This is a genomic window from Aquabacterium sp. OR-4 (genome assembly GCF_025290835.2).
Classification (GTDB): Bacteria; Pseudomonadota; Gammaproteobacteria; order Burkholderiales; family Burkholderiaceae_C; genus Pseudaquabacterium.
On record NZ_JAOCQD020000002.1, the window covers coordinates 625,607 to 643,985 of the forward strand.

Annotated in this window: 15 protein-coding genes and 1 pseudogene; 14 read left to right on the top strand and 2 right to left on the bottom strand. The window is 71.0% G+C overall.

Annotated elements, in window-relative coordinates; all coding sequences use genetic code 11:
- Positions 1–53 precede the first annotated feature (53 nt).
- The 10 genes from N4G63_RS15130 to N4G63_RS15175 all read left to right on the top strand — a co-directional run bounded on the left by N4G63_RS15130 (position 54) and on the right by N4G63_RS15175 (position 13,322).
- Complete coding sequence (locus tag N4G63_RS15130; protein ID WP_260786287.1) at positions 54–2,465, top strand: LamG-like jellyroll fold domain-containing protein; 2,412 nt, start codon at positions 54–56, stop codon at positions 2,463–2,465.
- A gap of 77 nt (positions 2,466–2,542) precedes the next feature.
- Positions 2,543–3,160 carry a PEP-CTERM sorting domain-containing protein gene (locus N4G63_RS15135; protein WP_260786288.1) on the top strand — a complete coding sequence of 206 codons (618 nt, stop codon included), beginning with the start codon at positions 2,543–2,545 and terminating at the stop codon, positions 3,158–3,160.
- Positions 3,157–4,737 (top strand): alpha-N-arabinofuranosidase, encoded by a 1,581-nt coding sequence (locus N4G63_RS15140; RefSeq protein ID WP_314599890.1) that lies wholly within the window; start codon positions 3,157–3,159, stop codon positions 4,735–4,737. The genes N4G63_RS15135 and N4G63_RS15140 overlap by 4 nt, the downstream gene beginning before the upstream one ends.
- A gap of 3 nt (positions 4,738–4,740) precedes the next feature.
- On the top strand, positions 4,741–6,321 hold the full coding sequence (locus N4G63_RS15145; protein ID WP_314599891.1) for a glycoside hydrolase family 43 protein: 1,581 nt from the start codon (positions 4,741–4,743) through the stop codon (positions 6,319–6,321).
- Entirely contained in the window at positions 6,318–8,465 is a 2,148-nt protein-coding gene (locus tag N4G63_RS15150; RefSeq protein WP_260786291.1) for a glycoside hydrolase family 97 protein, read from the top strand. The genes N4G63_RS15145 and N4G63_RS15150 overlap by 4 nt, the downstream gene beginning before the upstream one ends.
- 87 nt (positions 8,466–8,552) lie before the next feature.
- Positions 8,553–9,377, top strand: a complete 825-nt coding sequence (locus tag N4G63_RS15155; protein WP_443112059.1) for a FadR/GntR family transcriptional regulator — start codon at positions 8,553–8,555, stop codon at positions 9,375–9,377.
- A gap of 28 nt (positions 9,378–9,405) precedes the next feature.
- On the top strand, positions 9,406–10,332 hold the full coding sequence (locus N4G63_RS15160; RefSeq protein WP_260786292.1) for an SMP-30/gluconolactonase/LRE family protein: 927 nt from the start codon (positions 9,406–9,408) through the stop codon (positions 10,330–10,332).
- Positions 10,333–10,399: 67 nt separating this feature from the next.
- Complete coding sequence (gene pyrG, locus N4G63_RS15165) at positions 10,400–12,043, top strand: CTP synthase (RefSeq protein ID WP_260786293.1); 1,644 nt, start codon at positions 10,400–10,402, stop codon at positions 12,041–12,043.
- Between the two features lie 18 nt (positions 12,044–12,061).
- Entirely contained in the window at positions 12,062–12,919 is an 858-nt protein-coding gene (gene kdsA, locus N4G63_RS15170; RefSeq protein ID WP_314599892.1) for a 3-deoxy-8-phosphooctulonate synthase, read from the top strand.
- Positions 12,920–13,034: 115 nt separating this feature from the next.
- A complete protein-coding gene (locus tag N4G63_RS15175; RefSeq protein ID WP_314599893.1) occupies positions 13,035–13,322 on the top strand; it encodes a DUF1330 domain-containing protein in 288 nt (95 codons plus the stop codon).
- Positions 13,323–13,411: 89 nt separating this feature from the next.
- Here N4G63_RS15175 and N4G63_RS15180 read toward each other — a convergent pair whose 3' ends face one another.
- Entirely contained in the window at positions 13,412–14,203 is a 792-nt protein-coding gene (locus N4G63_RS15180; RefSeq protein WP_260786294.1) for a hypothetical protein, read from the bottom strand.
- 266 nt (positions 14,204–14,469) lie between these two features.
- Here N4G63_RS15180 and eno point away from each other — a divergent pair, with 266 nt between their 5' ends.
- The 4 genes from eno to N4G63_RS15200 all read left to right on the top strand — a co-directional run bounded on the left by eno (position 14,470) and on the right by N4G63_RS15200 (position 17,431).
- Positions 14,470–15,756, top strand: coding sequence for a phosphopyruvate hydratase (gene eno / locus N4G63_RS15185; RefSeq protein ID WP_260786295.1), 1,287 nt, complete (start codon positions 14,470–14,472; stop codon positions 15,754–15,756).
- Between the two features lie 24 nt (positions 15,757–15,780).
- Positions 15,781–16,059, top strand: coding sequence for a cell division protein FtsB (gene ftsB, locus N4G63_RS15190; protein WP_260786296.1), 279 nt, complete (start codon positions 15,781–15,783; stop codon positions 16,057–16,059).
- On the top strand, positions 16,056–16,733 hold the full coding sequence (pnuC, locus tag N4G63_RS15195) for a nicotinamide riboside transporter PnuC (protein ID WP_314599894.1): 678 nt from the start codon (positions 16,056–16,058) through the stop codon (positions 16,731–16,733). Before ftsB ends, pnuC begins: the two co-directional genes overlap by 4 nt.
- Before the next feature lie 65 nt (positions 16,734–16,798).
- Complete coding sequence (locus tag N4G63_RS15200) at positions 16,799–17,431, top strand: AAA family ATPase (protein ID WP_260786298.1); 633 nt, start codon at positions 16,799–16,801, stop codon at positions 17,429–17,431.
- Positions 17,432–17,667: 236 nt separating this feature from the next.
- Here the strand turns inward: N4G63_RS15200 and N4G63_RS15205 are convergent.
- Positions 17,668–18,372: pseudogene (locus N4G63_RS15205) on the bottom strand (RNA polymerase sigma factor FliA); the annotation flags it as partial.
- Between the last annotated feature and the right edge of the window lie 7 nt (positions 18,373–18,379).

Consider the following 18,379-nt stretch of genomic DNA (forward strand, 5'->3'; position numbering starts at 1 on the left):
CGGCCGCGGCCCCACGCGGCGGCCGCTGGCTGGCCTGTCTGCCGGAGTTGTCGATGTCTGCCCTGGTCTCGATCCCGCGCCGCAGCCGCTGCGCGCGCCTGCCGCACCGGGCCACGCGCACGTTGCGCGCCGCCTGGCTTTGCGCGCTGGCCACCCTGCTGCCCGCCACCGCCGCCCAGGCCCAGGCGGCCTACACGCCGCCCACGTTCACCAACATCGCCGTGCATGATCCGTCGATCATCCGCGCCGATGGCCAGCACTATGTGTTCGGCTCGCACCTGTCGGCCGCGCGCAGCCCCGACCTGATGCGCTGGAGCCGCGTGGCCGATGGCGCCACCGCCAGCAATCCGCTGTTCAACGATGTCACGCGCGAGCTGGCCGAGACCTTTGCCTGGGCCCAGACCAGCACGCTGTGGGCGCCCGATGTGCTGCGCCTGGCCGATGGCCGCTACTACATGTTCTACAACGCCTGCAAGGGCGACTCGCCGCGCTCGGCGCTGGGCATCGCGGTGGCCAGCCGTGTGGAGGGGCCCTACGTCAACCAGGGCATCGTGCTCAAGTCGGGCATGTGGGGCCTGCCCAGCGAGGACGGCACGGTGTACGACGCCACCCGCCATCCCAATGTGGTCGATCCCAACGTGTTCTTCGATGCCACGGGCCGGCTGTGGATGGTGTACGGCTCCTACTCCGGCGGCATCTTCGTGCTGCGGCTCGATCCGGCCACCGGCCGGCCGCTGCCGGGCCAGGGCTATGGCAAGCACCTGATGGGCGGCAACCATGCGCGCATCGAGGGCGCCTATGTGCTCTACAGCCCGCTAACCCAGTTTTACTACCTGTTCACCAGCTTCGGCGGCCTCGATGCCGCCGGTGGCTACCACCTGCGCGTGGCGCGCTCGCGCAACCCCGACGGCCCCTACCTCGATGCCACCGGCCGCGACATGGCCACGGTCAAGGCCAACCCGGCGCTGCCGCTGTTTGACGACGCCACGATCGCGCCGCACGCGGTCAAGCTGATCGGCAACTTCCGCTTCGATGCCGCGTTGGGCGAGCGCCGCCTGGGCGGCGCCGGCACGGCTGAGCCGGGCTATGTCTCGCCGGGCCACAACTCGGCCTTTGTGGATGCCGCCAGCGGCAAGCACTTCGTGGTCTTCCACACCCGCTTTCCGGGCCGCGGCGAGGAGCACGAGGTGCGCACCCACCAGCTGCTGATCAACGCCGACGGCTGGCCGCTGATCACGCCATTCCGCTACACCGGCGAAACCGCCACCACGCTGCGCGCCGCCTTCGTGGCCGGCGACTGGCGCATCGTGCTGCACGGCAAGGCCATCAGCGCCACGGTGAACACCGCGCAGTCGATCAGCCTGCTGGCCGATGGCACGGTGGCGGGCGCCTACAGCGGCCGCTGGTCGCTGACCGGCGGCCACCGGCTGACGCTCAATCTGAGCGGCCTCGGCGAAGTCAAGGCCGTGGCGCTGAACCAGTGGGACGACACGGTGCAGGCCAGCACGCTGGCCCTCAGCGGCCTGGCGCCCGATGGCAGCCCGGTGTTCGCCCGCCGCCTGCCCACGCGCAGCGAGGCCGAGGTGCTGGCCGCCGTGGCCGCCGAGCTGAGCCTGGGCGACACCAGCGCCGTGAGCCAGGCGCTGGCCTTGCCGGCCAGCGGCGCGCGCGGCACCACGATCGCCTGGCGCTCGTCCAACCCGGCGGTGCTCAGCGATGCCGGTGCCGTCACCCCGCCGGCCGCCGGCCAGCCCGCGGCCAGCGTCACGCTCACCGCCACGCTGCGCAAGGGCAGCCAGGTGCTCACGCGCGACTTCACCGTGGTGGTGCCGGCGCGCGCGGCCGATGGCCTGATCGCCCACTACCCGTTCGAGCGCAGCCTGGCCGAGGCCGCGGGCCGCAGCGCCAGCGGCTGGCCGGTGGGTGCGCGCATCGACGCCGCCGGCGGCAATCCCGCCTACGTGGCCGGCGTGGCCGGCCAGGCCCTGTGGCTGGATGGCAGCACCGGCGTGCGCCTGCCCGACGGCCTGCTGCGCAGCCACAGCTACAGCGTGGCGCTGTGGGTCAAGCCGGAGCGGCTGACCGAGTTCACGCCGGCGTTTTTTGCCGCGCGTGACGGCAATGCCTGGGTCAGCCTGCTGCCGCGCGGCCATGGCTGGGTGGGCAACGCCACCATGCTGTGGTCGGGCAGCGCCTGGTACGACGCCGGCACCGGCCTGAACATCCCCGCCGGCCAGTGGAGCCACCTGGCCTTCACGGTGCAGCAGGGCGCGGTGCGGGTGTATGTCAACGGCACGCAGCGCTTTGCCGGCACTGGCTTCCCGAATGTCTTCACCAGCACCAACGGCCCCATCGCGCTGGGCGTGAGCTGGTGGGACACGCCCTACCAGGGCGCGCTGGACGAGCTGCGCCTGTACGGCAGCGCACTCAGCGCCGCGCAGGTGCAGGCGCTGGCCACGCGCTGAGCGACGGCCATTCCAGCCCAGCCCGCCCAGCCCAGCCACGCCACCCCAACCTCAATCACCCGACAAGGATCGCCCCCATGCGCCTGTCCACCCTGTGCACCGCCCTGCTGGCGGCCGCCCTGGCCAGCCTGCCGGCCCAGGCCGCGCCGCTGGGCTTTGATGACCTGTCCGGCGACGGCCTGACGCCCGTTGCCGATGGCTATGCCGGCCTGCGCTTTGCCAATGCCGCCAGCATCGCCGCCGCGGCGCTGCCGGGCTCGGGCTATGCCGTGGCCGCGGTGTCGGGCCCGAATGCCGCGTTCAGCCTGGATGGCGGCGAGATGCAGATCAGCCGCGCCGACGGCGGCCTGTTCCACGTGGCCGGCGGCTGGTTCACCTCTGCCTGGCAGGAGCAGGAGCTGCTGCTGGAAGGCTGGCTGGCCGGCGCGCTGGTCTACAGCAGCGCACCGCTGGCCATCGGCACCGGCGCCGCGCTGCAGCTGCAGCTCGACTGGCAGGGCATCGACCAGCTGGTGATCGCCAACAGCCTGGCCGGCGCGCCCAACGGCCACTGGGCCGTCGACGACCTGGCCATCACCCTGGCCGTGCCCGAGCCCGGCAGCGCCGCACTGGTGGCCGCCGCACTGGGCGTGGCCGCGCTGGGCCGACGCCGGCGGCCGGCCGCACGCTCCACCCTCACCCGCACCCCCGCATGACCCCCCGCCCCTTTCTCGCCCGATGGGCCAGCCTTGCACTGGCCGCCTGCACCATGAGCCTCAGCACCGCCGACTCCAGCCAGGCCGCGCCCGCCGCGCCGCTGCTTCTGACCATTGCCACCGCCAGCCCCGGCCCGGTGATCCACCGCAACGTCTATGGCCAGTTCGCCGAGCACCTGGGCACCGGCATCTACGGCGGCCTGTGGGTGGGGCCTGACTCCAAGATCCCCAACACCCGCGGCTGGCGCAACGACGCGGTGGCCGCGCTGAAGGCCCTGCAGGTGCCGCTGGTGCGCTGGCCCGGCGGCTGCTTTGCCGACGAATACCACTGGCGTGACGGCATCGGCCCGCGTGCCCAGCGCCCGGTGCGCCTGAACAAGCTGTGGGGCGGCGTGGAAGAGCCCAATGCCGTGGGCACGCACGAGTTCTTCGACCTGGTCGAGCTGATCGGCGCGCAGGCCTATGTCAACGGCAACCTGGGCTCGGGCACGGTGCAGGAGATGGCCGACTGGCTGGAGTACCTCACCAGCGACAGCCGCTCGGCCCTGGCCGAGGAGCGCCGCCGCAACGGCCGCGACAAGCCCTTTCCGGTGACCCACTTCGCGGTGGGCAACGAGGCCTGGGGCTGCGGCGGCCACATGAGCCCCGAAACCTACGCCGCCCAGTACCGCCAGTACAGCACCTTTCTGCGCGCGCCCAACCGGCCCAAGCTGATCGCCTCGGGCGGCAACGACGCGCAGACCGTGTGGACCGACGTGCTGGCGCGCGAGATCCGCTTCAACATCGACGCCATCGCGCACCACTACTACACCTTTCCGAGCGGCAAGTTCCACGGCAAGGGCGCCTCGCGCGGCTTTGGCGAGGACGAATGGGTCTCGACGCTGGCCCATGCGCTGGCGCTGGGCGGCCACATCGACGCCAACCTCAAGCTGCTGAACCAGGCCGACCCCGAGAAGAAGATCGCCTTCTACATCGACGAATGGGGCACCTGGTACGACGACGACGCCGACTTCAAGCACCGCGGCCTGCTGGCCCAGCACAACACCCAACGCGACGCGCTGGTGGCGGCACTGCACTTTCACCTGTTCCACGAACGGGCCGAGCGGGTGCAGATGACCAACATCGCGCAGATGGCCAATGTGCTGCAGTCGATGATCCAGACCGAGGGCGAGCGCCTGGTGCTCACGCCCACCTACCATGCGTTTGCGCTGTACGTGCCCTTCCAGGGCGCCACCACGCTGCCGGTGCAGCTGCCCGGCGTGCCCGAGGTGGCGCGTGGCGCGCACAAGGTGCCGGCGGTCAGCGCCACGGCGGCGCGCACGGCCGACGGCCGCCTGGTGCTGGGCCTGGTCAACACCGACCCGCGCCAGGCCCATGCCGTGCAGGTGGCCTTGCCGGCCGGTGCGCCGGCCCGCGCCCTGGGCCAGCAGCTGGTGGCCCCGGCGCTCGACGCCGAAAACACCCTGGCCCAGCCCGAGGTGGTGCGCCCGCGCCCGGTGCAGGCCCAGCGCCGCGGCAACACCCTCACGCTGAACCTGCCGCCGGCCTCGGTGCAGGTGTTCACGCTGGAGCCCTGAACCATGCGCCGATCCTCTCCCCTGCAACGCCGCCACCTGCTGCTGGCCGCCGGCGCCACGCTGGCCGGCTGCGGCGGCGGCGGTGGCGGCGGCAACGCCACCGCGGCCACACCCGCCGCCACACCCGCCGCCACGCCGGCGTCCGGCACCACTGGCAGCGGCGCCGGCAGCGGCAGCACGCCGGCCACCACGGCCGTCAGCTTTGCCGAGGTCAGCGTGCACGACCCCTCGGTGCTCCGTGTCGGCAGCACTTGGTACGTGTTCGGCTCGCACCTGGCCGCCGCCAAGAGCACCGATCTGCTGAACTGGCAGCTGCTGGCCAGCGGCGTGAGCAACAGCAACCCGCTGTTCAGCAACATCAGCACCCAGCTGGCCGAGACCTTTGCCTGGGCCCAGAGCAGCACGCTGTGGGCCGCCGACGTGGCACGCCTGCCCGATGGCCGCTTTGCCTACTACTACAACGCCTGCAAGGGCGACTCACCGCGCTCGGCCATGGGCCTGGCCACGGCCGCCAGCGTGGAAGGGCCGTACCAGGACCAGGGCATCTTCCTGAAGAGCGGCATGTGGGGCCTGGCCAGCGAAGACGGCACGGTCTACGACGCAACGAAGCATCCCAACGTCGTCGACCCCCAGACCTTTGCCGATGCCGCCGGCCAGTGGTGGCTGCTGTACGGCTCGTACTCGGGCGGCCTGTTCATCCTCAAGCTCGACCCCGCCAGCGGCAAGCCGGTGGCCGGCCAGGGCTATGGCCAGCACCTGGTGGGCGGCAACCATGCGCGCATCGAGGGCGGCTACATCCTGCACAGCCCGGTGTCGGGCTGGTACTACCTGTTTATGTCCTTCGGCGGGCTCGATGCCAACGGCGCCTACAACATCCGCGTGGCGCGCTCGCGCCAGGCCAACGGGCCCTATGTCGACGGCCAGGGCCGCGTGATGACCGACTGCAAGGCCGACGCCAGCAAGCCATTGTTTGACGATGCCAGCATCGCCCCCTATGGCCAGAAGCTGCTGGGCAACCACCAGTTCGCGCTGGCCACGGGCGAGACCGGCACGGCACCGGGCTATGTCTCGCCCGGCCACAATTCGGCCTTCTTCGACAGCGCCACGCAGCAGCACTGGCTGTTCATGCACAGCCGCTTTCCGGGCCAGGGCGACGGCCACCAGGTGCGCGTGCATGCGCTGCACCTCAATGCCGAGGGCTGGCCGGTGATGGCGCCGCTGCGCCATGTGCCGCTGTCGCTCAGCGCCACACCGCTCAGCGAGACGGTGGCCGCGGCCGAGGTGCCCGGCAGCTACAAGCTGGTGGACCATGGCAAGGACATCTCGGCCAGCATCAAGCCCAGCACGCTGCTGACGCTGGCGGCCGACGGCACGGCCAGCAGCACCGCCAGCGGCGGCTTCAACGGCCGCTGGACACACGACGGCAGCAACCGCATCACGCTCACCGCCAGCAACGGCACGGCCCATGCCGGCGTGCTGTCGCGGCAGTGGAACCCCAACACCCAGCTGTTCAGCGTGTGCTTCAGCGCGCAGTCGGCGGCCGGGGTGTCGCTGTGGGGCATTCGCAGCGGGGCCCCGGCATGACGAATCGGCACCATGAAACGGCCGCGGCGGCGCTGGCCGGCGCCCTGCTCATCGGCGCGGCGCCCCAGGCGGCGCTGGCGGCCACGCCCGGCCACACGGCCACGGCCGCCCCGCTGCTGCGCGTGGCCAGCCCCGACCAGCGCCTGGCCATCGAGCTGCTGGCCGGCCACGATGGCACGCTGCTCTACCGCGCCAGCCGCAACGGCCGCGCCGTGCTGCTGCCGGCCCCGCTGGGGCTCACGCTCAGCGCCGGTGATCAGGCGGTCGATCTGAGCCGCGGCCTGCAGCTGGCCGAGCGCAGCCCGGTGCGCGCCATCACCGAGCGCTATGAGCTGGCCGTCTCCAAGCGCCGCCAGCACCTGCACCGCGCCCGCGAGGCCAGCGCCCTGTTCACCAATGCGCAGCAGCAGCGCCTCACGGTCACGCTGCGCGCCGCCAACGACGGCGTGGCCTGGCGCCTGGCCGCCGAGGTGCCGGGCCAGGCCCGGCTGGCGCTGGCCACCGAGACCGGCGGTTTTCGCTTCGCGAGCGGCGCCCGCGCCTGGCTGCAGCCCATGCAGGTGGCCAAGACCGGCTTCGAGGCCAGCAACCCGGCCTACGAGGAGCATTACCGCATCGACGTGCCGGTGGGCACGCCCTCGCCGCTGCCGGCGGGCTGGGTGTTTCCGGCGCTGTTTCGCAGCGGGCCCGACTGGGTGGCGGTGTCGGAGAGCGGGCTCGATGGCAGCTGGCACGCCTCGCGCCTGGCGGCGGATTCGGCCGATGCGGGCGATGCGGCCGCTGGCCCGGCCGGCTCGGCCGGTGCGGCCGGTGCGGCCGGTGCGGCCGGTGCGGCCGGTGCGGCCGCTGACCGGGCCGGTGGCGCCCACTACCGCCTGGCCCCGCCCGACGCCCGCGAGGTGATGGCCTACGGCGCCCAGGCCGCCGGCGTGGCCGGCCTGTCAACGGCCCTGCTGGCCGAGGGCGGCCCACGCCTGGCGACGCCCTGGCGCTTTGCCGCCATCGGTGCGCTGCGCACGGTGATGGAGTCGACGCTGGGCACCGACCTGGCGCCGCCGCCGGCGGTGGCCTTTGACGCCGCGCGCATCCAGCCCGGCCATGCCGCCTGGAGCTGGGCGCTGCTGAAGGACGACGTCACCACCGAGCCGGTGCAGCGCCAGTTCATCGACTACGCCGCGCGCATGGGCTGGAACTACCTGCTGATCGACAGCGGCTGGGACGTGAAGATCGGCCGCGAGCGCATGCGCACGCTGGTGGCCGATGCCGCCGCGCAGGGCGTGGGCATTGTGCTCTGGTACAACTCGGCCGGCCCCTGGAACACCACGCCGCTGACCCCGCGCAACCGGATGCACGACGCCACCACGCGCCGCCAGGAGTTCGCCTGGCTGCGCGAGATCGGCGTCAAGGGCGTCAAGGTCGACTTCTTCGGCGGCGACGGCCTCGGCGTCATCCGCTACTACCTCGACATCCTGCGCGACGCGGCCGAGTTCGGCCTCCTGGTCAACTTTCACGGCAGCACGCTGCCGCGCGGCTGGCAGCGCACCTGGCCCAATCTGATGACCATGGAAGGCGTGAAGGGCTTCGAGTTCACCACCTTCACCCAGGCCGACCAGGACGCCGTGCCGGCCCATGCGGCCATGCTGCCCTTCGCACGCAACCTGTTCGACCCGATGGACTTCACGCCGATGGTCTTCGGCGACATCCCCAACATCCGCCGCGTCACGCGCAACGGCTTCGAGCTGGCGCAGGCGGTGCTGTTCACCTCGGGCATCCAGCACTATGCCGAGGTGCCCGAGGGCATGGCCACGGTGGCCGCGCCGGTGCAGGCCACGCTGCGCCGCCTGCCGCGCCAGTGGGACGAAACCCGCTTCGTCGCCGGCACGCCCGGGCACCAGGTGGTGATCGCCCGCCGAGCCGGCAGCCAGTGGTGGCTGGCCGGCCTGAACGCCGACGAGGCCCCTGCGCGGCTGACGCTCGATCTGGGCTTTCTGGCCAGGCGCAGCGGCCAGCTCACCACCGACGGCGACACGCCGCGCGCGCTGGTGCAGCGGCCGCTGCGGGCCAGCCGCAGCCTGCAGCTCACGCTGGCGCCGCGCGGCGGCTTCGTGGCCGAGTTCAAGCGCCCCCGGGCCGCAGCGCCATGAACCGGCCGCGGCGCTGGCCGCCGCGCGTCAGCCGGGCGGGGGTGGGCATGCGGCACACTGCGGGCTTCCGCCGCTGACCCCGACCCGATGGACGAGCCAGGACGCTTTCTCTCGATGGACCACGAGATCCACACCGAGCACTCGGCCTACGGCCGCAAGCCTGATGGCAAGAGCATGCACGGCCGCATCGTGCGCGAGCTGGGCGTGCGCATCGTCTCCGGCGAGATCGCGGCCGGCGAACGCCTGCCCGGCGAGCCGGTGCTGATGGCCGCCTACGAGGTCAGCCGCCCGGTGCTGCGCGAGGCCGTGCGCGTGCTGGTGGCCAAGGGCCTGGTGGTGAGCAAGCAGCGCGCCGGCGCCATCGTGCGGCCGCGCAACGAGTGGCACCTGCTCGACCCCGATGTGCTGTACTGGATGATCCAGAGCAAGCCGCGGCCCGAGTTCGTGAGCACCCTGCTCACCGTGCGGCGCATCTTCGAGCCCGCCGCCGCCGCCCTGGCCGCCCAGGTGGCCACCGAGGCCCAGCTGCGCAGCGTGGCCGAGGCCTATGAGGGCATGGCCACCGCGCGCACGCCCGAAGAGCTGCTCGAGCCCGACGTGGCCTTTCACCGCCGCATCGCCGAGGCCACCAACAACGACCTGCTGGCCTACATCGGCAACATGCTGTCGCTGGCGCTGCGCGAATCCATCAAGCTCAGCAGCCTGCACCCCGACACGCATGCGCTGTCGCTGCCGCGGCACAAGGCCATCCTCACCGCGCTGCAGGCGCACGACCCGCTGGCCGCGCACCAGGCCGCCCTGGTGCAGCTGGACGAAACCCGCGACGACCTGGCCAGCGTGGTGGCCGAAGGCCGCATCGCGCCGCTGACCCCCGCCGCGCCGCAAAGCCGCGCGCGCAGCCGCCGCGGCTGACCCCGCCGCCTTCCTTCCTGCCTTCGCAATGACCGACCATTTCAGCGCCACCGTGGCCTGCCCCGTGGGCGCCCAGCTGGGCGAAGGCCCGGTGTGGCACGCCCCCAGCGCCAGCCTGTGGTTCACCGACATCAAGCGCCACGAGCTGCTGAACTACCACCCGGCCAGCGGCCGGCTGCGCCGCATTGCCGCGCCGGCCCAGGCCGGCTGGGTGTGGCCGGTGGACGATGGCAGCCTGCTGGCCGGCCTGCAGACCGGGCTGCACCGGGTGGACCCGGTGTGTGGCAGCTTCCGGCTGCTGTGCGCGCCCGAGCCCGCGCTGCCCGGCAACCGCCTGAACGACGCCACGGTGGACGCGCAGGGCCGCCTGTGGTTCGGCAGCATGGACGACGCGCACCAGGCCGCCAGCGGCCGCTTCTGGTGCCTGCGCAACGGCCAGCTGCACGACACCGGCCTGGCGCCGGTGCCCATCACCAACGGGCCCGCGGTGTCGCCCGACGGCCGCACGCTCTACGCCACCGACACCGCCGGCCGCCGCATCCTGGCCGCGCCCATCCATGACGACGGCACGCTGGGCACCGCGCGCGTGTTGGTGCAGCTCACCGAGAGCGAAGGCTGGCCCGACGGCCCGGTGGTCGACAGCGAAGGCGCCGTGTGGACGGGCGTGTGGGGCGGCTGGGGCCTGCGCCGCTACTCGGCCGCGGGCGAGCTGCTGCAGCAGATCCGCCTGCCGGTGGCCAATGTCACCAAGCTGGCCTTTGGCGGCGACGACCTGCGCACCGCCTACATCACCACCGCCCGGCAGGATCTGGACGCAGCCGCACTGGCCCGGCAGCCACTGGCCGGCCACCTGTTCACGGTGCGACTGCCGGTGCCCGGGCTGCCGGCCACGGCGCTGGCCGCCGCGGGACTGCAGGCTCCCGGCCTCCGGCCCCCGGCGCCCGGCCCCCTATAATCGCGCTTTACCACCAGAGCATTCGTGCGCGCAGCCAGCCAGCGGCAGCGCATCGATGCGTCACGACATGACCAAGTACGTCTTCGTCACCGGCGGTGTGGTGTCCTCTCTCGGCAAGGGCATCGCGTCGGCCTCGCTGGCTGCGATCCTCGAATCGCGCGGCTTGAAGGTCACCCTGATCAAGCTGGACCCCTACCTCAACGTCGATCCGGGCACGATGAGCCCGTTCCAGCACGGCGAGGTGTTTGTCACCGACGACGGTGCCGAAACCGACCTTGATCTCGGCCACTACGAGCGCTTCATCACCACGCGGATGAAGCGCAGCAACAACTTCACCGCCGGCCAGGTCTACAAGAGCGTGCTCGAAAAAGAGCGCCGCGGTGACTATCTCGGCAAGACGGTGCAGGTGATCCCGCACGTCACCAACGAGATCCAGGAGTTCGTCAAGCGCGGCGCCGAGGGTGTGGACGTGGCCATCGTCGAGATCGGCGGCACCGTGGGCGACATCGAATCGCTGCCCTTCCTGGAAGCGGTGCGCCAGATGAGCCTGCGCTCGGGCCCCAATGCCACGGCCTTCGTGCACCTCACCTATGTGCCCTTCATCGCCGCGGCCGGCGAGCTGAAGACCAAGCCCACCCAGCACACGGTGCAGAAGCTGCGCGAGATCGGCATCCAGCCCGACGTGCTGCTGTGCCGCGCCGACCGCGAAGTGCCGGCCGACGAGCGCGACAAGATCAGCCTGTTCACCAACGTGCCCACGCACGGCGTGATCAGCATGTGGGACGTGGACACCATCTACAAGGTGCCGCGCGTGCTGCACGAGCAGGGCCTGGATGAACAGATCTGCATGAAGCTGCAGTTGCTCACCCGCCCGGCCAACCTGCAGCGCTGGGACCGCCTGGTGCACGAGGTGCAGCACCCCAAGCACCAGGTCACCATCGCCATGTGCGGCAAGTACACCGACTTGTCGGACAGCTACAAGTCGCTCAACGAGGCGCTGCGCCACGCCGGCATCCACCACCACGCCCGCGTGAAGATCGAGTACGTGGACGCCGAATCGCTGACGCCCGACACGGTGCACACGCTGGCCCAGTTTGACGCCATCCTGGTGCCCGGCGGCTTTGGCAAGCGCGGCATCGAGGGCAAGATCCTGGCCGCGCAATACGCCCGCGAGCACAAGCTGCCCTACCTGGGCATCTGCCTGGGCATGCAGGTGGCCACCATCGAGTTCGCGCGCCATGTGGCCGGCCTGGCCGATGCCAACTCCACCGAGTTCGAGCCCGCCACGCCGCACCCGGTGATTGCGCTGATCGACGAATGGCAAGACCGCGACGGCAGCATCCAGAAGCGCGATGCCAGCAGCGATCTGGGCGGCACCATGCGCCTGGGCGCGCAAAGCTCCGACGTCAAGCCCGGCACCATCGCCTTCGAGATCTACGGCGCGGTGGTCACCGAGCGCCACCGCCACCGCTACGAGGCCAACGAGAAGTACCTCGAGCAGCTGCGGCAGGCCGGCCTGGTGATCAGCGCCATCACCCAGCGCGAGAAGCTCACCGAGATGGTCGAGCTGCCGCGCGCCGCGCACCCGTGGTTCGTGGGCGTGCAGTTTCACCCCGAGTTCAAGAGCACGCCCTGGGACGGCCACCCGCTGTTCATCGGCTACATCGGGGCGGCCCTGGCCCATGCGGCCACCCCGGCCGTGGCGGCCTGACCGAGACGGAGCAGCGCGATGCAACTCTGCGGCTTTGAAGCCGGCCTGGACAAGCCCTTCTTCCTGATCGCCGGCACCTGCTCGATCGAGAGCCTGCAGATGTCGCTCGACGTCGCCGGCACGCTCAAAGATGCCTGCTCGGCGCTGGGCATCCCCTTGATCTACAAGGGCTCGTTCGACAAGGCCAACCGCTCCTCGGGCAGCAGCCAGCGCGGTGTGGGCATCGATGCCGGGCTCAAGATCCTCGACGAGGTGCGGCGCCAGACCGGCCTGCCCATCCTCACCGACGTGCACGACGAGGCCCAGGTGGCGCCGGTGGCCGCGGTGGTGGATGTGCTGCAGACCCCGGCCTTCCTGTGCCGCCAGACCGATTTCATCCGCGCCGTGGCCCAGTCGGGCAAGCCGGTGAACATCAAGAAGGGTCAGTTCCTGGCGCCCTGGGACATGACGAACGTCATCGACAAGGCGCGTGCCGCCGCGCGCGAGGCGGGCTTGAGCGAAGACCGCTTCCTGGCCTGCGAACGTGGCGTGAGCTTTGGCTACAACAACCTGGTGGCCGACATGAGCAGCCTGGCCGAGATGCGCAAGTCGGGTGCGCCGGTGGTGTTCGACGTCACGCACTCGGTGCAAAAGCCCGGCGGCCTGGGCGGCACCAGCGGGGGTGCGCGCGAGATGGTGCCGGTGCTGGCGCGGGCCGGTGTGGGCGCCGGCGTGGCGGGCCTGTTCATGGAAACCCACCCCGAGCCGGCCAAGGCCTGGTCGGACGGCCCCAACGCCGTGCCGCTGAAGCACATGGCCGCGCTGCTGGCGCAGCTGGTGGCGCTGGACCGCGTGGTCAAGAGCCGGCCGCTGCTGGAAAACGACTTCAACAGCTGACCCATGCGCCACAACCACGTTCAATGCGAGCGGGCCGAGCGCCGGGCCGCCCCAAGCCGGCCCGCATCCCCTCGGGGGATCGCCCGGTGTACTCGCCGGACGAGGGGCTGACAGGATGGCGGCCTACATCATTGCCGACGTCACGGTGACCAACGCCGAGCAGATGGTCAAGTACCGCGAATGGTCCACCCGGGCCATGCAGGAGCATGGCGCCGAGGTGCTGGTGCGCGGCGGCACCAGCGAGACGCTGGAAGGTGATTGGGCCCCGCAGCGCCTGGTGATGCTGAAGTTTGCCGACCGCGAAGCCGCCAAGCGCTTCTACCATTCCGACACCTACACCCATGCCCGCACGCTGCGCGAAGGCGCCGGCGTGATGCGCATGGTGGTCGTCGACGGCGTCTGACATCCGCCGGCCCCAAGGCGCCTGGCAGTTCGGCGCAAGGGCAACATAGCGGGCCGACGCCCTGAGGCCATGTCGCCCCCGGGCGGTCGTCAGCGACGGCGGCGCATGGCCAGAGGTCCAACGCCCAGCAGGCCCACCAGCATCAGCACCGCGGCTGACACTTCAGGCACGGCCGTCACGCTCGACACCTCGACCCGCAGCGTGGCGGACATCTCCCCAGACGCCGAGCCCGACGACAGGTTGACCCACGACATGGTCAGCCCCGGGGGCAGCGATTGCGAGTGATGAAGCGTGTCGCCACTGGTCCGGTAGGTGTCGTAGGTCGAGGCGTGACTGTTCTGCGCGCCGGACACCAGACCCTGGATCGACAGGCTGGCCATTGCGTCGGCAGTTTCGCCGAGCACGGCGCTGGACTGAACCAGGCCGGGCGTGGCACTGACCACCATCAAGGTCTTGGCGCTCAGTGAAAACACACCGACCACGATCTCCGCGCCAGCGTAGCCGCTGTCGCCTCCCGTGGCACTCGCGCTCACGCTGGACGACACGCCGCCATTCAACGCCAAGACCTGGCCTGGCGTGATGCTGCTCGAGGCGGCAGAACCGGGCGTGACTGCCGAGGCGCTCAAGGCCTCTCCGATCAGGCCCGCGTTGTGCTCGGACGCCCCGATCGAGCCAGGTTGAGCCATCACCGCAAAGCTGCGGGCGTACGGTGTCCCCACCCAGGTCAGCGTCGGCGCGATTCCGTCCAGCGGGTCCAGGTCGAACAATTGAATATGGAACGACCCCAACTGCACGGTGGCCGTTGCCGCATGTGCCACCACCGGCGTCACCAACATCGACACCGCTGCACCTGCTGCGGCAGCAAACTTCCTGACGTTCATTCAATCTCCCTCGGTTGCGGGAGCGCGCGAGCGAGCCCGAACGTGGCTTCGCTGGTATTCACGGCTCCCGAAAGAACGGTACGGGAGGCATTGCGACACAACAAGCGCGAGAAACAACTGTTTCCCGCGCTGCATAGCACGCAGGGTGGATGAACGGATGCAGGCGATGTGCCATCCCGCCGAGGCAACTGCATCACGCCACACAACGCCGGCGTCGTAGACTCTCGCTTGTTTTCGAGACTCCTCCACTACCGATCCGCCACATCATGAGCGCCATTGTTGACATCGTCGGCCGCGAAATCCTGGACAGCCGCGGCAATCCCACCGTCGAGTGCGACGTGCTGCTGGAAAGCGGCACCATGGGCCGTGCGGCCGTGCCCTCGGGCGCCAGCACCGGCAGCCGCGAAGCCATCGAGCTGCGTGACGGCGACAAGGGCCGCTACCTCGGCAAGGGCGTGCTGAAGGCCGTCAACCACATCAACACCGAGATCAGCGAGGCCGTGCTGGGCCTCGATGCCGCCGAGCAGGCCTTTCTGGACAAGACCCTGATCGACCTGGACGGCACCGAGAACAAGAGCCGCCTGGGCGCCAACGCGATGCTGGCGGTGAGCATGGCCGTGGCCCGTGCTGCGGCCGAAGAATCGGGCCTGCCGCTGTACCGTTACTTCGGCGGCATGGGCGGCGTGCAGCTGCCGGTGCCGATGATGAACGTCATCAACGGCGGCGCCCACGCCAACAACAGCCTCGATCTGCAAGAGCTGATGATCATCCCGGTGGGCGCGCCCAGCTTCCGCGAGGCCCTGCGCTGGGGCGCCGAGGTGTTCCATGCGCTCAAGAAGATCCTGCACGACAAGGGCATCAGCACCGCCGTGGGCGACGAAGGCGGCTTCGCGCCCAGCGTCGAGAGCCATGAGGCCGCGATCCAGCTGATCCTGCAGGCCATCGACAAGGCCGGCTACACCGCCGGCGAGCAGATCGCCATCGGCCTGGACTGCGCCGCCAGCGAGTTCTACAAGGACGGCCTGTACGTGCTGGAAGGCGAAGGCGGCATCCAGCTCACGGCCGCGCAGTGGACCGACATGCTGGCCACCTGGGTCGACAAGTACCCGATCATCAGCATCGAAGACGGCATGCACGAGGGCGACTGGGAGGGCTGGAAGCTGCTCACCGAGCGCCTGGGCAAGAAGGTGCAGCTGGTGGGCGACGACCTGTTCGTCACCAACACCAAGATCCTGAAGGAAGGCATCGACAAGGGCATCGCCAACTCGATCCTGATCAAGATCAACCAGATCGGCACGCTGACCGAGACCTTCGCCGCCATCGAGATGGCCAAGCGCGCCGGCTACACCGCCGTGATCAGCCACCGCTCGGGCGAGACCGAAGACTCCACCATCAGCGACATCGCCGTGGGCCTGAACGCCGGCCAGATCAAGACCGGCTCGCTCAGCCGCTCGGATCGCATGGCCAAGTACAACCAGCTGCTGCGCATCGAGGAAGACCTCGGCGAGGTGGCCGTGTACCCGGGCCGCGCGGCCTTCTACAACCTGCGCTGACCTGGCGCGGCCGAGGCCACTGCAATGCGCCTGATCACGCTGGCCCTGGCCGCCCTGCTGGGCCTGGTGCAGTACAGCCTGTGGCTGGGCGATGGTGGCCTGCGCCATGTGGCGGCCAAGCAGCGCGAGCTGGATGCGGCGCTCGCCGCCAACGCGCAACGGCGCGCGGCCAACGAGCGCCTGGCGGCCGAGGTGGAAGACCTGCGCCAGGGCCTCGAGATGGTGGAAGAACGTGCCCGCGCCGAGCTGGGCATGGTCAAGCCTGACGAGGTGTTTGTGCAGTACCTCAGCGCCCGGCGTTGAGCGGGGCTGCGCTCGCGCCAGGCCAGGCGCTCGCCCACGCCCTGAGCGAGAGCCTGCTGCAGCCGCTGGCCACGCTGGGCGGCAGCCCGGTCACCGGGCTCGAGCTGCTGGCCTGCGTGATCTCGGTGTGGATGGTGGTGTGCAATGCCCGCGTCAACCCGCTGGGCTGGCCGCTGGCCATGGCCAGCTCGGCGCTCTATGCCTGGTTGTTCATGCACAGCCGGCTGTACGGCGAGGCCGCGCTGCAGGGCGTGTTCATCGCCGCGGCGCTGTGGGGCTGGTGGCAGTGGCAACGCGGCACCGGCAGCGATGGCGCCGCGCTGGTGGTGCGCCGCATGGGCCGGCACCAGCGCCTGAAACTGGCACTGGCCACGCTGGCCGCCTGGCCGCTGCTGGCCCTGCTGCTGGACCACGCCACCGACTCCGACGTGCCCTGGCTCGACGCCCTGCCCACCGTGGGCAGCCTGGCCGGCACCTGGCTGCTGGCCCGCAAGTGGCTGGACAACTGGCCCACCTGGGTGGCGGTGAACCTGGTGAGCATGGCGCTGTTTGCCGTCAAGGGCCTGTGGCTGACCGTGGGCCTGTACATGCTGTTTGCGCTGATGGCGCTGTGGGGCTGGCGGGCCTGGGCGGCGCTGGTGCCACGGCCGGCGGCAGTGGACGCCGGCCGATGACGGCGGCGCACCCGCCGGCTGATCTGTTGCCTGGGCCGGCGCGGGCCGCGCCGCCCCGGGGGCGGGTGATCGCCATCGTCGGCGCCGAAAGCACCGGCAAATCCACCCTGGCCAGCGAACTGGCCGCCGCCCTGGCCGCGCAGACCGGCCTGCGCTGCACGGCGGTGGGCGAATGGCTGCGCGACTGGTGCCATCAGCATGGCCGCACGCCGCAGCCGCACGAGCAGCAGGCGATTGCCGCGGCGCAGACGGCACGCATCGAGGCTGCGGCCGCCCGCCACGACATCGTGGTGGCCGACACCACCGCGCTGATGACCGCCGTCTACAGCGACATCGTGTTCGCGGACCGCAGCCTGGATGCGCTGGCGCTGGCCGCGCATGCGCGCTGCCACATCACGTTGCTGATGGCGCTGGACATCGCCTGGGTGGCCGACGGCCTGCAGCGCGACGGTCCGCAGGTGCGTGCGCCGGTGGACAGCCGCATCCGCGCGCTGCTGCACCAAGGCGGCCTGCCCTGGCAGCTGGTGCAAGGCCAGGGCCCGGCGCGCCTGGTGTCGGCGCTGGGTGCGGTGCGTGAATTGGCGCTGGACCGGGATCTGGACACGGGCCGTGATCAGGCCCCGGCACCGGATGCCGCCGCGCCTGCCGCCGCGCCTGCCGCCGCGCCTGCCGCTGCGGCCCGGGCCGGCTCGGCCTGAGCCGAGCTCAACGCACCGCCCGGCGGGTGGCGCCGCGGCAAGCGGTGCCGGGTGCCCCGGCGGGCCAGCGCCGGGCCGCTCCCAAGCAGGCCCGCCGACCCGCCCGGCGGGTGGCGCCGCGGCACGCGGTGCCGGGTGCTCCAGCGGGCCAGCGCCGGGCCGCTCCCAAGCAGGCCCGCCCACCCGCCCGGCGGGTGGCGCCGCGGCACGCGGCGCCGGGTGCCCCAGCTACCAGGTCGCAGGCGGCTGCGCAGCCGCGCGATGCTCTGGCTGTGCAGCTGGCAGACACGGCTTTCGGTCACCTTGAGCACGGCGGCGATCTCCTTGAGATTCATGTCGTGCTCGTAGTACATGCTCATCACGTACTGCTCGCGCTCGGGCAGGTTCTTGATGGCCTCGACCAGCGCCTCGCGCATGCGGCGGTCTTCCAGCATGGCCAGCGGGTTGGCGTCGTCGTCGGCCACATGGCGGTCGAGGTAGTCGTTGTCGCCGTCCTCGCCGGTCATGTCTTCCAGGTACACCAGCTGGGTGCCGCGCACCTTGCCCAGCAGCTCCTGGTACTCGGTCAGCGACAGCTCCATCTCCTTGGCGATTTCGCTCTCGTTGGGCGCGCGACCGAGCTTTTGCTCGAGCTTGTGCACCGCCGCCTCGATGCTGCGCTGCTGGCGCCGCTCGCCCCGGCTCATCCAGTCGTTGCCGCGCAGCTCGTCGAGCATGGCGCCGCGGATGCGCTGGGTGGCAAAGGTCTCGAACTGCACCCCCATGCCGGCATCGAAGCGCGACAAGGCATCCGACAGGCCGATCATGCCCACCTGGATGAGGTCGTCCAGCTCCACGTTGGCGGGCAGCTTGGCGATCATCTGGTGCGCCAGCCGTCGGACCAGCGGGCTGTACTGCTTGAGCAGCGCGTTCGCGTCGAGTCGGCCCTTTTCGGTGTACATGGTCTGG